We start from the raw sequence: 14,658 nt of genomic DNA on the forward strand, positions 1-14,658 counted from the left end.
CTACCGCACTTTTACTAAACTTAATCAGGAAAATATTATGAAAAATAAGACATTTGGCAGTGCCTTACTTGTCGCAGGAACAACAATAGGCGCCGGAATGCTAGCAATGCCTCTCACCTCGGCGGAGATGGGCTTTAGTTATACCCTTGCATTATTATTCGCACTTTGGATTTTACTTTCTTACAGCGCATTATTATTTGTTGAAGTGTATCAAAAAGCGGAACGCAAAGATGCAGGGATCGCCACATTGGCTGAACAATATTTCGGTATCGCTGGGCGTGTACTTGCTACCCTTTCCCTTGTTATTTTTATGTATGCTATTCTTTCCGCTTATGTTACAGGCGGTGGTTCATTACTTGCTGGACTAATGCCATTTTTAGGGGATAACGCCACTTCTGTATCCATCGTTTTATTTACGCTGGTATTAGGTGTCTTTATCGTGATTAGTACAGGCGCAGTTGACGCGCTAACACGCTTACTCTTCTTAATTAAACTTGCGGCATTTTTACTTGTATTAGGTATGATGTTACCGCTAGTTACAACGGATAACTTGCTTGCAATGCCATTAAAAGATTTCTTAATCATTTCTGCAAGCCCTGTATTTTTCACCTCATTTGGTTTCCACGTGATTATCCCAAGCATAAACAAATACTTAGATGGTGATATTCGCCGTTTACGTATTGCCATTATTGGAGGGACAGCAATCCCATTAGTGGCTTATATTTTGTGGCAAATGGCAACGCACGGCGTTTTTCCGCAATCTGAATTTGTACAAATTGTAAATAATGATCCGACACTAAATGGGTTAATCAACGCCACCTTCCAAGCGACGGGGAGTTCATTAATTAGCGGTGCGGTAAGAACATTCTCAACCCTTGCATTAGTTACCTCTTTCCTTGGCGTGGCATTATCACTGTTTGACTGCTTAGACGATTTATTAAAACGTGTAAACATTAAAGCAAATCGCATCCAACTCGGTTTACTGACCTTTATTCCACCACTTGCTTTTGCTTTATTCTATCCAGATGGCTTTATTGCGGCCTTAGGTTATGCAGGACAAATGTTTACTTTCTATGGTTTAGTGTTACCCGTTGGAATGGCTTGGCAAGCACGGAAACGCTATCCTGATATGCCATACCGTGTACTAGGTGGAAATATAAGCTTATTTATTGCCTTGTTATTAGGATTATTAATTATGAATGTACCATTCTTAATCCAAGCGGGTTATTTACCGAAAGTAATTGGTTAATTTAACCGAAAATTTTATCTAAGCCGATCATAAGATCGGCTTTTCCTTAAAAGTAGCGATTGACTTTCACACGAGCAATCCCCTCCAAACTTTGTCCTTACCAACTAATAAAATATTTAACCTATTGATAATCTTCTATGTTTTTGCCAAAATTTAGTCAGCTTTTATTCATATTACTAGGAGACACGATGAAAAAACTTCTCACCACTATTCTTACTCTTTCTTCTATAAGTATTGCCGTTGCGAAAGAGGTAAATATCAAAATTTTAGGTACTTCAGATGTACATGGTAGAGTTGTACCTTGGAGTTATGGCGCAGATATTGCCGACTATTCAGGTTCTTATGCTCAAATTTCCACTTATGTAAATGAAGTCCGCAAAAAAAATCCTAATGTTATTCTGGTAGATATTGGTGATGCGATTCAAGATAATCAAGTAGAAGTATTCGCAAAAACACCTGAATATTATAAAAATCACCCTATTCCTAAAATACTTAATCAAATGAAATATGATATTTTCATTCTAGGCAATCACGAATTCAATTTTGGTATGACCGCATTAGATGAAATCCTAAAAGATATAAGGGCGCAAAAGCTAACGGCAAATTTTTACTATAAAAATGGTCACCGTTATCTTACACCAACGACGATAATTGAAAAAGATGGGGTAAAAATAGGTGTAATTGGATTGACTACGCCAATGTCTGCCACTTTTGAGCTAGACACAGGCTATCTCGATCAAATGATTTTTACTTCCCCAATTGAAGAAACCAAAAAACAAATTACCCAATTAAAACAGAAAGGGGTTGATGCGATTGTGGTTTTAGCTCATATGGGCATTGAAAATGAAAATAACATTCCAGATACGGGGGTTGCTGATCTTGTCAATGCAGTAGATGGCATTGATGTGATTATTGCAGGACATATGCATAAAAATATTCCTCGCGTAACTATTAAGGATACATTGATTACAGAACCTCATCGTTATGGCACTGTCGTTTCAGAAGTAGATCTTACCTTTGACATTAAGAACGCTCACGTAAAGCTGATAAATAAAACAGCAAAAACAGTGCCAGTAAAAGATTTCCAAGCTGATGAAAATAATAGGTGTTGTAGTAGAGATGCATTAAATTTCACACCATTTTCTTATTCTTTTGGTGCCCCCCCAATTACCCCAAAATAGCGACTTTTCCTACCGTTCCTCGCTCACATTTTTTCTTACGATAACCACCTAAATAATTTTCATCTCGTTCAATCTTACCCTCAAAAATATCATCGGCTTCAAGGGATAAATAGTAGTCAATCACAACCCATAACCTTATAGTAAAATAGGGTAACTGTATTAGGTTGAATAGCCAACAAATTTGCCACTGTTCTTGTGATAACTTCTACAACAAAAAAATCAAGCCGTTTTTTTTGTATAGATTTCTTTAGTTTACAATTAGTTATCTTCATTTTGGTAGCCTAGCATAAGTGCTAATCTATTTCAGCTCCTAAAATATAGTAATAATTCAATATTATGCTTTCTCTGGTATTTGTGCAAGAATCTGAGTTAATAATGACCAATAAATATTTACTGCTGGAATATGTACTTTTTCATCTGGTGAATGAGCATTACGGATAGTTGGACCAATAGATACTATATCGATATCTGGATAAATTTTCTTAATCAATCCACATTCAAGTCCAGCATGAATGACCTTAATTTTAGCTTCATACCCTAATATTCGATCATAAATCTGTTTTGTCAGAACAGTAATAGGCGATTGAAGCGCAGGACGCCAACCAGGCGTACTACCAGAAAAAGTAATCTTTGCATCTATTAATTCAGCTAATGGAATTAACATAGTTCTAACTGTTTTTTTACCCTCTTCAACGAGTGAACGGACTAAAATATTTAATTCAATATGATCGTTATCCGTAACTAAAACCCCCACATTCAGTGAAGTTTCAACCACATCCTTTAATTCATCACTATAGCGTATAACACCATTAGGCAGAATTTTAAGACACTGAATTATTTTGTTTGTTGTTACAACATCAAAAATTTGAGGGTTAACAGTCTCATTTTCAATGATAAAATATAAATTTGGTTCATCGAGAGATAATTCCAATTGTAGCTTTTGTGTAATATTTTCAATGCAACTGAGAACAATTTCTTTATTTCTAATAGAAAAAGAAAATATAACGCTAGACTCACGCGGAATTGCATTACTAACTGAACCACCATTAATATATCCCAGTTGAAAATGAACCTCTTTTTTAAGTTCAACTAATAAACGCCCCAGTAACTTAATAGCATTAACTCTATTAGTGTGAATATCACCACCTGAGTGGCCTCCTTTTAAACCTTTAATACTGATTTTTATGCTACTATCAAAAGAATTTTTTTCAAAATGAATAGGGACGCTAAAGGTAACATCTTCCCCACCAGCACAACCAATATAAATTTCACCATTTTCTTCAGCATCGGTATTAATCATTAATCTAGACTTAAACCAATTTGGACGTAATTTCAATGCTCCTTTCATACCAGACTCTTCCGTTACAGTTAATAAAACTTCCAATTCAGGATGAGGTATATCACTGGATTCCAATATAGCTAAGCTAGATGCTATACCAATTCCATTATCTGCCCCTAATGTAGTCCCTTTAGCTTTTACCCATTCACCATCAATATAAGGATGAATAGAATCCTTTTGAAAGTTATGAATATATCCTTCCTTAGATTGGGGGACCATATCAAGGTGAGCTTGAAGAATAATACCTTGACGATTTTCCATCCCTTTTGTTGCTGGCTTACGAATTAAAATATTACCTATTTCATCTCTTTCAACAAAAAATTTCTTTTCTTTTGCCCAATGGGTAATAAATTTAGCAAGAATATTCTCATGAAAAGAAGGATGTGGAATCATACAAATTTTATCAAACCATCCCCATAAAGACATTGGTTGTAAATATCTAATTTTAGACATAATGCTCACCTTTAGGTTAAATTATGAAATATTCAAGAATTAAAATTAATTCAAGCCTTCTTTAATCTTACGATTAGTCCATGGTGATAATATAAGTAAAATGACTGTGAAAATAGCACCTATACTTGCAAAAAAGATAAAATTATTTGCCATACTAAGTTTTACATTTGCAAATACAATACCAGCAACAGCTTGTCCAAAGGCACTTGCCATTAACCATAGCGCTAGTCCTTGTGATTTAAATGCTTTAGGTGAGAGTAATGTAGCTGCAGAATAGCCTACAGGTGATGAGCAAAGCTCTCCAATAGTCATGATAAGATAAGCAACAAATAATACCCACCAAGGTGCAAGGGTATTTTTTTCAGCATAAGATTGAGCTGTAAAACCAAGATAATAAAAAGCTACAACAACCAAACCTAAACCAATTGCTAATTTAATAGGAATCGATGGTTTTCCATTTAATTTCACCCATAAGAAAGCAAATAATCCAGTTAATAAAATAATAGCAAGTGGATTAACAGAATTATACCATTCAGGGCTAATCTGAATAAAACCAAGATCTAATTGAGTTCCATATATAGCAAATTCAATTAATGAAGAACCACCTTGCTCAAATAACATAGAATAAGCAGCAGTTGTCATAAAAATAGGGATTAATGCAAGTAAACGAGAGCGCTCAGCTTTTGTAACCTGACTCGATCGAAACATCATAATAAAGTATCCAATAGGGACAATTAAAGAAAGTAAGTTCAAAGTATTTGTTATAGATGCAACCAATGTATTTCCAACCCCATAGCGAAATACTGTCCAAAATAAAATGAGTGTAATAAATAATAATCCTACTTTTTTCAGTAACGTTGTTCTTTCAGTTATTGTAATTGGATTTGGAACTTTATCTGATTCCTTGCTAAATCCACCTTTGCCTCTAAGATAAAAATATAAAGCAATAGCCATACCTATTGCAGCAATAATAAATCCAGCATGGTAGCCTCCTACATTACGAAAATAAGAAACAACAAGTGGTGCAAGTAACGCTCCAATATTAATTCCCATATAAAATATTGAAAATCCAGCATCTCGTCGTTTATCATTATCTTCATATAACCCCCCTACCATTGTTGCTATATTAGGTTTCAGCATTCCTGTACCAATAGCAATAAGGATAATTCCTACATAAGCTGTTTCAGAAAGAGGGATTGAAAGGACAATATGCCCAGAAATAATTACAAAACCACCATATAATGTTGCTCTTAGAGGCCCCCAGAGTCTATCTGCAGCCCATCCTCCTAAAATAGATAACATAAAGGCTGACGCTGAATAAGTCGCAACAATCGCTTTAGCTGATTGCATATCCAAGCCCATTCCTTGATTAATGATAGAATCTGAGAGAAAGAGTAATAAAATGGCTCGCATACCATAATAACTAAAACGTTCCCATAATTCTGTTTGAAATAAAGTAAATAGACCAGCGGGATGTCCCAAAATGGAATGTGTGTTATGACTAGACATATGACAATACTCCTAATAGTTTAAGTAAAAAATGTACTGCTTTATCCATTATTGTTAATTTAGTAAACACAAATCCAAAATGCTATTTAGATATTTTGTTTTCTTATAATGTTTTTTTACTTTTTAGAAGTAACTCACATTTTTGATCGTTAATTTTAATTTAAAGTAAATATAATTTTATGTACTTTACGATCTTTACCTTTTAATAGTTTTTATCAACAACAAGATATTTATCTTTAAAATCTTTAGAAATATAACATTCTTATTATTTTTTTAGATTAACTTCTCAACCCTACTCCACGGCTGATCAGATAATAAGCAATGGCATAAAGTGTGGTGATAAAAAGCCCTAATACTGTAAAAGTATAAATTATGCTTACATCTTGAATGCCAAGAAAACCGTAGCGGAAACCACTTATCATATAGACAATGGGATTAAATTTAGACACTACTTGCCAGAAAGGTGGAAGTAAGGAGATAGAATAAAATACACCACCTAAATAAGTTAAAGGGGTTAATACAAAGGTGGGAATAATGCTAATGTCGTCAAATGATCGAGCGAAAACGGCATTAATCAAGCCTCCCAATGCAAAGCTTGCTGTGGTAAGTAATAAGGTCGCAAGAATGACCGTCCAAGAATAAATCTGTAATGGGACGAAAAATAGCGAAACTAAGGTAACCAGAATACCAACACTCAATCCACGTGCCATTCCTCCTGCCATATAGCCTAAAATAATAATGTGCGGTGAAGTGGGAGAAATCAGCAGCTCTTCCACATTGCGAGCAAATTTCGTGCTATAAAAAGATGAGGCAACATTGGCGAAAGAATGGGTTAAGGCGGACATCATAATCAGCCCCGGTACGATAAATTGCATATAGCTAAAACCGTGCATTTCACCAATACGGTTGCCAATAAGCTGGCCGAAAATCACAAAATATAACGTCATTGTAATCACCGGTGGCACAAGCGTTTGCACCCAAATTCGGGTAAAACGGCGAACTTCTTTAATAAAAATGGTTTGGAAGGCAACCCAAGCTAAACTCATTATTTCACTCCTTTATTCAGTGCCATTGAAACAAAAAGCTCTTCCAAGCGGTTAGCTTTATTACGCATACTCAATACTTGTACGCCTTGCTTATCAAGCTGTGAAAACAACTGATTTAAGCCCTGCTCTCTTTTTACCTCGACTTCAAGCGTATTATTATCCAACCAAGTTACGTTGTAACCTATTATCTCTGGTTTATCCACTTGAGTGGCTAAATCAAACACAAAGGTTTCTGTTTCTAGTTTTGCTAATAACGCTTTCATTGGCATATTCACCACCAAACGTCCTTGCTGAATAATGCCAATATGACGACAAAGCATTTCGGCTTCTTCCAAATAATGGGTGGTGAGAATAATTGTTGTTCCTTGCTGATTTAACTCACGTAAGAACGCCCACATTGTACGGCGAAGCTCAATATCTACACCTGCGGTAGGTTCGTCAAGAATAAGCAATTTAGGGTGATGCATTAAGGCACGAGCAATCATTAAACGGCGTTTCATTCCTCCTGAAAGTTGGCGTGATTGCTGCTCGCGTTTATCCCATAAATCTAACTTTTTCAGCCATACTTCCGCGCGTGCCAACGCGTCTTTACGTGGAATACCATAATAACCTGCTTGATTAATTAAAATATCAATCACCCGTTCAAATTGGTTAAAATTAAATTCTTGCGGGACTAAACCGATATTCTGTTTTAGCTGACTTGGATTATGATCTAAATCTGCACCAAACACCTTCACTTCACCAGCAGTTTTATTAACCAAAGAACAAATAATCCCAATGGTAGTGGATTTCCCCGCCCCATTATGACCAAGTAAGGCGTAAAAATCTCCCGCTTCAACACTGAGATCAATGCCATACAAGGCTTTCACGCCGTTTTTATATTCTTTCGTTAATCCTTTGATTTCTAATGCTAACATTCAACGTTCCGTATAAAATTTATCGAAATTTTGCCCCGCACTTTTGAAATAAAAGGTAAACAAAGTGCGGTATAAATTTCGCGGATTTCTATCCGTATTTTTAAATTCTACTGACATCAAATAAATCGAGGTTGATATTATCTGGTGTACCATAAAATTTGGCGAGTGCTTTACGCAAAATTTCTGCGCGTTTTGGTAAGCCTTTTTTGGCGTAGGTTTTTACTTGTTCATACACTGCTTGTTTAAATGGTTGTGTATCGCCGGGATCACCGCTTAAATTATCACTGCTGGCAATATAACGAAAACCTGCGGCAGTGGCTAAAATCCATTCTAACGCTTGTGGTTTCACCTCCACTTGCTCGAACTCACGCTGACGTTGTTCAGAACGCCCATCGGGTTCATACCAATAACCAAAATCTTCTAATTTACGCCGTGCTTTGCCAGCAATTAACCAGTGAGAAATTTCGTGCAAAGCGCTACTATAAAAGCCTCGAGCAAAATAAATCGCATTGTAAGGACAATATTCATTGGCGGGCAGATAAAGTGGCTCATCGCCCCCTTTGACCAATTTGGTATTATATTCTTGCTCAAAGCATTGATTAAAAATGGCAATAATGTCTTCTAAACGATGCTCCATCACAACTCCAAAAAATAATAAGGCACAAAGTCTGTGCCTGAAAATTTGAAAACGCCCTATTTTAACATTTATGGCGGTTTAGTCACATTCATTATTTTAAAGGGCGAACACATCGGTTCGCCCCTACACCAGTATCAATGAATGATAACTGATTATAATTAAATGAATTTTCGTAGGGGCAGAGCTATGTGTCTGCCCAAAAAAGCGTTTATTTTAAGCCATCACTTCTTTATTGCAACGCTTCAACACGTCTTGCTAATAGTAACAATTTAAAGGGCGGACCCCCTACACCAGTATAAATGAATGGTAACTGATTATAATTAAATGAATTTTTGTATAGGCAGAGCTATGTGTCTGCCCAAAAAAGCGTTTATTTTAAACTATCACTTTTTTGAAGTGCCTCAATACGCTTTTCCAACGGTGGATGGCTTAAAAATAATGAAGCTAATCCACCTCTTTTACCATTAATGGCAAAAGCAGCAAATTGCCCTTCCATTTGTTGTGGCTCGTGAAGTTGCTGTAAGCGGCGTAATGCAGCAATCATTTTTTGTTTTCCGACTAAATGAGCTGAACCTGCATCTGCACGATATTCACGGTAACGAGAAAACCACATTGCGATCATACTTGCCAAGAAGCCGAATACCACTTCTAGCACCATTGAAACTAAGAAATAAATGCCACTGCTGCTTTCACCGTTGTCGTTACGATTGCTCGCCACCACATTGGCAATAAGGCGAGAAATAAAAATCACAAACGTATTTAACACTCCTTGCAACAAGGTCATTGTGACCATATCGCCATTTTGAATATGGCTGATTTCGTGGGCTAGCACTGCTTCTGCTTCATCTTTGGTCATTGCATTAAGCAATCCTGTACTTACGGCAACCAACGAATTGTTTTTACTTGCCCCAGTGGCAAAGGCATTGACATCAGCAGAATGATAAATCGCTACCGTTGGCATCGGGATATTCGCATCACGTGCTTGAATAGAAACGGTATTCAATAACCAGCGTTCTTGCTCCGTGCGTGGCTGTTCAATCACCTGCCCATTCACTGATCTTAATGCCATTGTTCTAGATAAAAATAAGGAAATCAATGAGCCACTGAAACCGAATAGCGCTGCCATAATTAATAATCCGCTAGCATCTTGCGCACGGATACCCGTTAGGCTCAAAATAATATTGAAAACAATTAGCACGGCCATATTGGTGGCTAAAAAAAGTAAAATTCGCATCATAGAAAGTTCCTCATTGTAAGTATGTGATTGATTATCCAATAAATGATTAAAGGAATAACCAATATAATTATAAATTGGGGCTGTCCTAGATAACTAGGCTAAACTCCCTTTAACCAATTGTTTTAAAATAGAAATTTGACTTTTTATGTTGCTGTAATTAAAACGCCATTCACATTCCTTTAAATAAAGCTCAAAATGCGCTTTTGGGATACCATTAAATTTGCGTAAATGGCGTTTTGCTTGGCTCCAAAAATTCTCAATTCCGTTAATGTGGTTATGATTTTCAGCAAAATGTGTGCTGTGATTGATACGAAAATGACTAAATTCACTCACATCAAGCACGTCATAACTACGATAATTATCGGTGTAAACAATACTATCAGGCTTTACCTGCTCCCGAATAATGGGTAACAAGGTGGCAGATTGCGTATTTGGAACCGCAACGGTATAAACCTTGCCATTGCGCTTGAGAAGCCCGAATACCGCAATTTTCCCTGCCGCACCACGACCACGTTTGCCTTTGCGAGCACCGCCAAAATAACTTTCATCGGCTTCAATTTCACCTTCAAACATCTCTAAGTGAAGGCTGTTTTGATAGATGAGTTGGCGTAAACGATGAAAGTAATATGCGGCAGTCGTTTTGTTTACATTGACTAACTCTGCTGCTGTCCTTGCAGTAACACCTGCAACAAATAGCTCAATGAGTTTATTTTGTTTGTGCTGACTTAGACGACTTTTTCTCATTGGTTCATTCTAACCTAAATAAATTTTTTAGTGTTATCTAGGACAGCCCCTATAAATTTTGTAATTTCAAGATTTAACGGATCAGTTTTCCCATAAACTCATCTGTTTTTCTTCTTGTTGCTCGGGTAAATTAACCTGTAAGCCAATTAATCGAATGGATTTATTTTGACGGCGCTGCCAAATTTGCGATAACAATGCACGAAAATTTTCGTACTGAAAACTGACCGCACTTTTTTCTAGCGTGGTAATTTGAAAATCCTCAAATTTGAGTTTAATCCCGATTTTATTGAGTTTTTCCAAAGAAATATGCGGACAAGCCCGCTGCACACGCTCTATTAATTGCGGGTAGAGGTGATCTAAAACCGCCTCGCCGTCACGTAGCTCAGTGATATTTTGCAATAATGTTGTTTCCACCCCAACAGATTTGCGTAACCGTTCAGGTTGCACTTTTCGTTCATCGATTCCGTGGCTAAACGACCAAATACGCTGCCCCACTTTACCTAATTGATTTAACAATAGATGTTGTTCAAAACCTTGCACGTCAGCACAGGTTTTCAGCCCCATTTCTAACAAACGTTGCGTTGTCACTTTTCCAACACCGGGAATAGCACTTAATGGTAACTTTTTCACAAACTCCGCCACTTCATCGGGGTGAATCACAAACTGCCCATTAGGCTTATTTTTATCCGAGGCAGTTTTGGCTAAAAATTTCAACGGTGCAACGCCCGCTGATGCAGTCAGTTGGGTTTCCTGCCAAATTTTTTGACGGATTTCTTGAGCTATCCAAGTGGCTGAGCCTGAGCATTTATCGCAATCTGTAACATCTAAATAGGCTTCATCAAGAGATAACGGCTCAACCAAGTGTGTATAACGATAAAAAATTTGCTGAATTTGTTGCGATACCTGTTTATACAACGGCATATTCACCGGTAATAAAATCAAATTTGGGCAACGTTTTAGGGCTTGTGCTGTTGGCATTGCACTATGCAAACCAAATTTCCTCGCTTCATAATTGCAAGTGCTTAACACGCCACGTTGCTCAGATGAACCGCCCACCGCCACAGGTTTGCCTTTAAGATGCGGTTTATCACGCAGCTCAATAGAAGCATAAAAGCAATCCATATCAATATGAATGATTTTTCGCATAAGCAGTATGAGAGAAAAATAAAGTGCGGTGCAAAATTGGCAATATTTTACCTGTTTTTAAGGCAAATCGAAAATAACAAAAGTGCGGTAAAAAATTAGGGCGAATTTTTCGCCCTAATTAAAAAGAGTTAGCCAACCCAAACGAATTTGGCAATAAAGAGTAAGGCAACCACCCAAACTGGTGCATTGACTTCTTTCCAACGCCCTGTGCAAACTTTCATCACGCAATAGCTAATAAAGCCAAAAGCAATGCCTTCTGTGATGGAATACGTGAATGGCATCATTGCCGCGGTGATAAAGGCAGGTGTGGCTTCGGTTAAATCTTCCCATTGAACACGAATTAAGCTTGAAGCCATTAAAATCCCCACATAAACCAAGGCGCCTGCGGTGGCATAAGGTGGCACAACGCTCGCTAATGGCGAGAAGAAAATGGTTAATAAGAACAGCACGCCAACTACAACTGCCGTCATTCCCGTGCGTCCACCCACGGAAACACCAGCGCCACTTTCAATGTAAGTACTGATTGCAGATGTGCCGATGTACGATCCCGCCACAGCGCTCACGCTATCCACATAAAGAGCTTGTTTCATTTTCGGGAAACGTCCTTTCTCATCGCTGATTCCTGCTTTATCTGTTACACCCAACAAAGTGCCTGAAGAATCGAATAAATTCACCAATAAGAAAGAGAAAATAATGCCGAGCAAGGCGGTATCTAATGCGCCGACAATATCCACTTTGCCCACGACTGGCGCAAGACTCGGTGGCATTGAAATAACCCCGTGAAAGACGACACTTTCATCAAAAATTAATGCCAACGTGGTAACCACAGCAATTGAAATGAGTACACCTGAATAAATATTACGCGCGGCTAATACCACAATGATAAAGAAGCCTAAAATGCCCATTAATACTTGTGGATTATGTAACTCGCCCAATGCCACTAAGGTTGCTGGATTTGCGACAACTAACCCCATATTTTTAAAGCCAATGAGCGAAATAAAAAAGCCAATCCCAGCACCAATTCCAACGCGTAAACTCAAAGGAATAGATGCCATTAACCAATAGCGAATTTGGAATAAGGTTAAGATAAACAACCCAACGGAACCCCAAAAGATCGCCCCCATTCCCACTTCCCAAGAATACCCTAATTTCCCTACTACGACATAAGCAAAAAAGGCATTCAATCCCATTGCGGGGGCAAGTGCGATAGGCAGATTGCTAAATAATCCCATTGCAATCGTACCAAATGCGGCGATTAAACAGGTTGTAACGAAGACCACTTGCTTATCCATCCCCGCATCACCAAGCACAGAAGGATTAACAAACACAATATAAACCATCGTGAAAAAGGTGGTGATCCCTGCGATGATCTCTGTTTTTGCGGTGGTATTTTTTTGATTTAATTTAAAAAGTTTTTGTAGAAAAGACTGATTTTCCATTTTTTAATCCGATTTAGTTGATAAAAAAGATGAAAAACGCAACTTAAAAGAGAGGTGTTTTTCTTGCCAATTTTAGCAGAACGAAAACGATTACGCGATAGTTTTTTTTAGGATATAGCTGTCATTTATTTAAAATAAGTATAAGCAAAGTGCGGTAGAAAAAACGTAAATTTTTCCACCGCACTTTATCTTTGAAAGAAAATTAATAACCCGCCTGATAAACCAATTCCGTCAATTTTACCGCCATTAAAGCAAGGTTAAAGCGTTGTTCGTCTGCCACCGACCAAAATTCAATGCCATTTTCCACCGCACTTTGCTGTTGGTTAAGGTTGCTAATGTGCAGTTTTACCTCACTTTCACCATTTTCATTTTCGCCGTTTATCACAGGGGTGATCAAGGTATCAGAATGATAGCTGAGTAATGCATTTTGCTGCCAACTTTGCACTACCCTTTCTGGTTCTACGTCATAATCAAAAAAGGCACTGACTTGTTGTGCTAACCCATAGAAGACGGGAACCTGTACTTGGTGAAAAATCACATTATCAAGTTGAGGGAAAATTTTCTGCACTTGAGCGCTCAAATTAGCACGTTGCACTGGAAAGACGTCGAAAGCAAGGCGTTGTGCTTGTTCCTCTAAAGGAATACCATTTAATAGTTTTGCGGTTTGTCCAGCAAGCTGTGCCACTTTTTCATCTCCCATATAGGAAGCAGGTAATAATGATGTAATAAGTACCTGTTTTAGTGGATATTGTTGCAATAAATCAGCAAGTGGCAAGAGGCTTTGGGTTACTTGTGGATTAGGTAAAGCAACAATATTGCGCTGACGTAATTCCATAACTTGCTGATCATTTACGGTAGGAAGAACAAGCGGAACATCAGGTAAACTGGCGCAAATCCCAAACAAATCTATCACCACGCAGCCTGCATCTGCTGCTTTTGCTAAATGGCTTGCCGCTGACACTTCGCCTGCGAACAAGACATAATTGAAAGTTGTCCAATCCACCTCATCTGGCACTATTTGCACCACCGCTTTATTGTTAAAACGAATCCCCTGTTCTTCATTAAATGGAAAAATTTCCACGACGGATAAGTGGTCAATTTCAAGCTGGCTTTGTTCTAAACATTCAGCCAGTTTTTCGGCTAATTCAAATTCTGCGGCAATGGCGATCTTTAACATTTTTTCTCCCTTAATTTTAATAATCGGCGTAAAATAAGCCCTGCATTTTACCGAATTCTGATAGGAAAAGAAAATGACACCAGCCATTGATTTATTAAAAAAGCATAAAATCCCTTTTGTGTTGCATAGTTATGATCACGACCCAAACAACCTCCATTTTGGTGATGAAGCTGCAGAAAAATTAGGCATTCCGCCCGAACAATCTTTCAAAACTTTACTTGTGGCTGAAAATGGCGATCAGAAAAAACTCGCTTGTTTTGTGCTTCCTACGGCAAATAAGCTGAATTTGAAGAAAGCAGCAAAAGCTATCGGCGTGAAAAAAGTGGAAATGGCAGATAAAGAGGCAGCCCAAAAAAGCTCGGGGTATTTAGTCGGAGGCATTAGTCCGCTAGGGCAAAAAAGAAAAGTGAAAACAGTGATTGCACAATCTGCGCTAAATTTTGAGCATATCTACGTATCAGGTGGAAAGCGAGGGTTAAGTGTGGAACTGTCTCCTCAGCATTTAGCCGAGATTTTGCAAGCAAATTTTGCTGATATTGTTGATGACATAGAATAAAAAAGGCTCAAATGGGAAAAGGGGTAAC

Annotated in this window: 12 protein-coding genes and 2 pseudogenes; 3 read left to right on the forward strand and 11 right to left on the reverse strand. The window is 37.7% G+C overall.

Features of this window, described 5'->3' with window-relative positions; translation table 11 throughout:
* The first annotated feature begins 37 nt into the window (after window positions 1–37).
* Together L5B83_RS08285 and L5B83_RS08290 are read left to right on the forward strand one after the other, a co-directional pair.
* Window positions 38–1,249 carry an aromatic amino acid transport family protein gene (locus L5B83_RS08285; RefSeq protein ID WP_250350485.1) on the forward strand — a complete coding sequence of 404 codons (1,212 nt, stop codon included), beginning with the start codon at window positions 38–40 and terminating at the stop codon, window positions 1,247–1,249.
* Between the two features lie 188 nt (window positions 1,250–1,437).
* Window positions 1,438–2,343 (forward strand): annotated as a pseudogene (locus L5B83_RS08290) (bifunctional metallophosphatase/5'-nucleotidase); the annotation flags it as partial.
* 76 nt (window positions 2,344–2,419) lie between these two features.
* Here the strand turns inward: L5B83_RS08290 and L5B83_RS08295 are convergent.
* The 11 genes and pseudogenes from L5B83_RS08295 to L5B83_RS08345 form a co-directional block, all read right to left on the reverse strand.
* Window positions 2,420–2,702: pseudogene (locus L5B83_RS08295) on the reverse strand (IS1595 family transposase); the annotation flags it as partial.
* Window positions 2,703–2,764: 62 nt separating this feature from the next.
* On the reverse strand, window positions 2,765–4,222 hold the full coding sequence (locus L5B83_RS08300) for an aminoacyl-histidine dipeptidase (RefSeq protein ID WP_265778128.1): 1,458 nt from the start codon (window positions 4,220–4,222) through the stop codon (window positions 2,765–2,767).
* Window positions 4,223–4,267: 45 nt separating this feature from the next.
* Complete coding sequence (locus L5B83_RS08305) at window positions 4,268–5,731, reverse strand: peptide MFS transporter (protein ID WP_265778129.1); 1,464 nt, start codon at window positions 5,729–5,731, stop codon at window positions 4,268–4,270.
* A gap of 278 nt (window positions 5,732–6,009) precedes the next feature.
* On the reverse strand, window positions 6,010–6,777 hold the full coding sequence (locus tag L5B83_RS08310) for an ABC transporter permease (protein ID WP_265778130.1): 768 nt from the start codon (window positions 6,775–6,777) through the stop codon (window positions 6,010–6,012).
* The gene (locus L5B83_RS08315) at window positions 6,777–7,694 is read right to left on the reverse strand and encodes an ABC transporter ATP-binding protein (protein WP_265778131.1); all 918 of its coding nucleotides are present in this window, start codon (window positions 7,692–7,694) and stop codon (window positions 6,777–6,779) included. Before L5B83_RS08315 ends, L5B83_RS08310 begins: the two co-directional genes overlap by 1 nt.
* Window positions 7,695–7,794: 100 nt before the next feature.
* Window positions 7,795–8,331 (reverse strand): elongation factor P hydroxylase, encoded by a 537-nt coding sequence (locus L5B83_RS08320; RefSeq protein ID WP_265778132.1) that lies wholly within the window; start codon window positions 8,329–8,331, stop codon window positions 7,795–7,797.
* A 370-nt stretch (window positions 8,332–8,701) separates the two neighbouring features.
* Entirely contained in the window at window positions 8,702–9,568 is an 867-nt protein-coding gene (gene htpX, locus L5B83_RS08325; protein ID WP_265778133.1) for a protease HtpX, read from the reverse strand.
* Window positions 9,569–9,661: 93 nt separating this feature from the next.
* Complete coding sequence (locus L5B83_RS08330; RefSeq protein WP_194752148.1) at window positions 9,662–10,312, reverse strand: IS1595-like element ISHpa1 family transposase; 651 nt, start codon at window positions 10,310–10,312, stop codon at window positions 9,662–9,664.
* An 81-nt stretch (window positions 10,313–10,393) separates the two neighbouring features.
* Window positions 10,394–11,458 carry a DNA polymerase IV gene (gene dinB, locus L5B83_RS08335; protein WP_265778134.1) on the reverse strand — a complete coding sequence of 355 codons (1,065 nt, stop codon included), beginning with the start codon at window positions 11,456–11,458 and terminating at the stop codon, window positions 10,394–10,396.
* 128 nt (window positions 11,459–11,586) lie between these two features.
* Window positions 11,587–12,897, reverse strand: a complete 1,311-nt coding sequence (locus L5B83_RS08340; RefSeq protein ID WP_265778135.1) for an NCS2 family permease — start codon at window positions 12,895–12,897, stop codon at window positions 11,587–11,589.
* A 202-nt stretch (window positions 12,898–13,099) separates the two neighbouring features.
* Window positions 13,100–14,074, reverse strand: coding sequence for an oxidoreductase (locus L5B83_RS08345; RefSeq protein WP_265778137.1), 975 nt, complete (start codon window positions 14,072–14,074; stop codon window positions 13,100–13,102).
* Window positions 14,075–14,147: 73 nt separating this feature from the next.
* Here L5B83_RS08345 and ybaK point away from each other — a divergent pair, with 73 nt between their 5' ends.
* Window positions 14,148–14,630: a Cys-tRNA(Pro) deacylase gene (ybaK, locus tag L5B83_RS08350; RefSeq protein WP_250363029.1), complete on the forward strand. Its 483-nt coding sequence runs from the start codon at window positions 14,148–14,150 to the stop codon at window positions 14,628–14,630.
* Window positions 14,631–14,658: the final 28 nt, after the last annotated feature.

This window comes from Avibacterium sp. 21-599 (assembly GCF_026226765.1).
Lineage (GTDB): Bacteria > Pseudomonadota > Gammaproteobacteria > Enterobacterales > Pasteurellaceae > Avibacterium.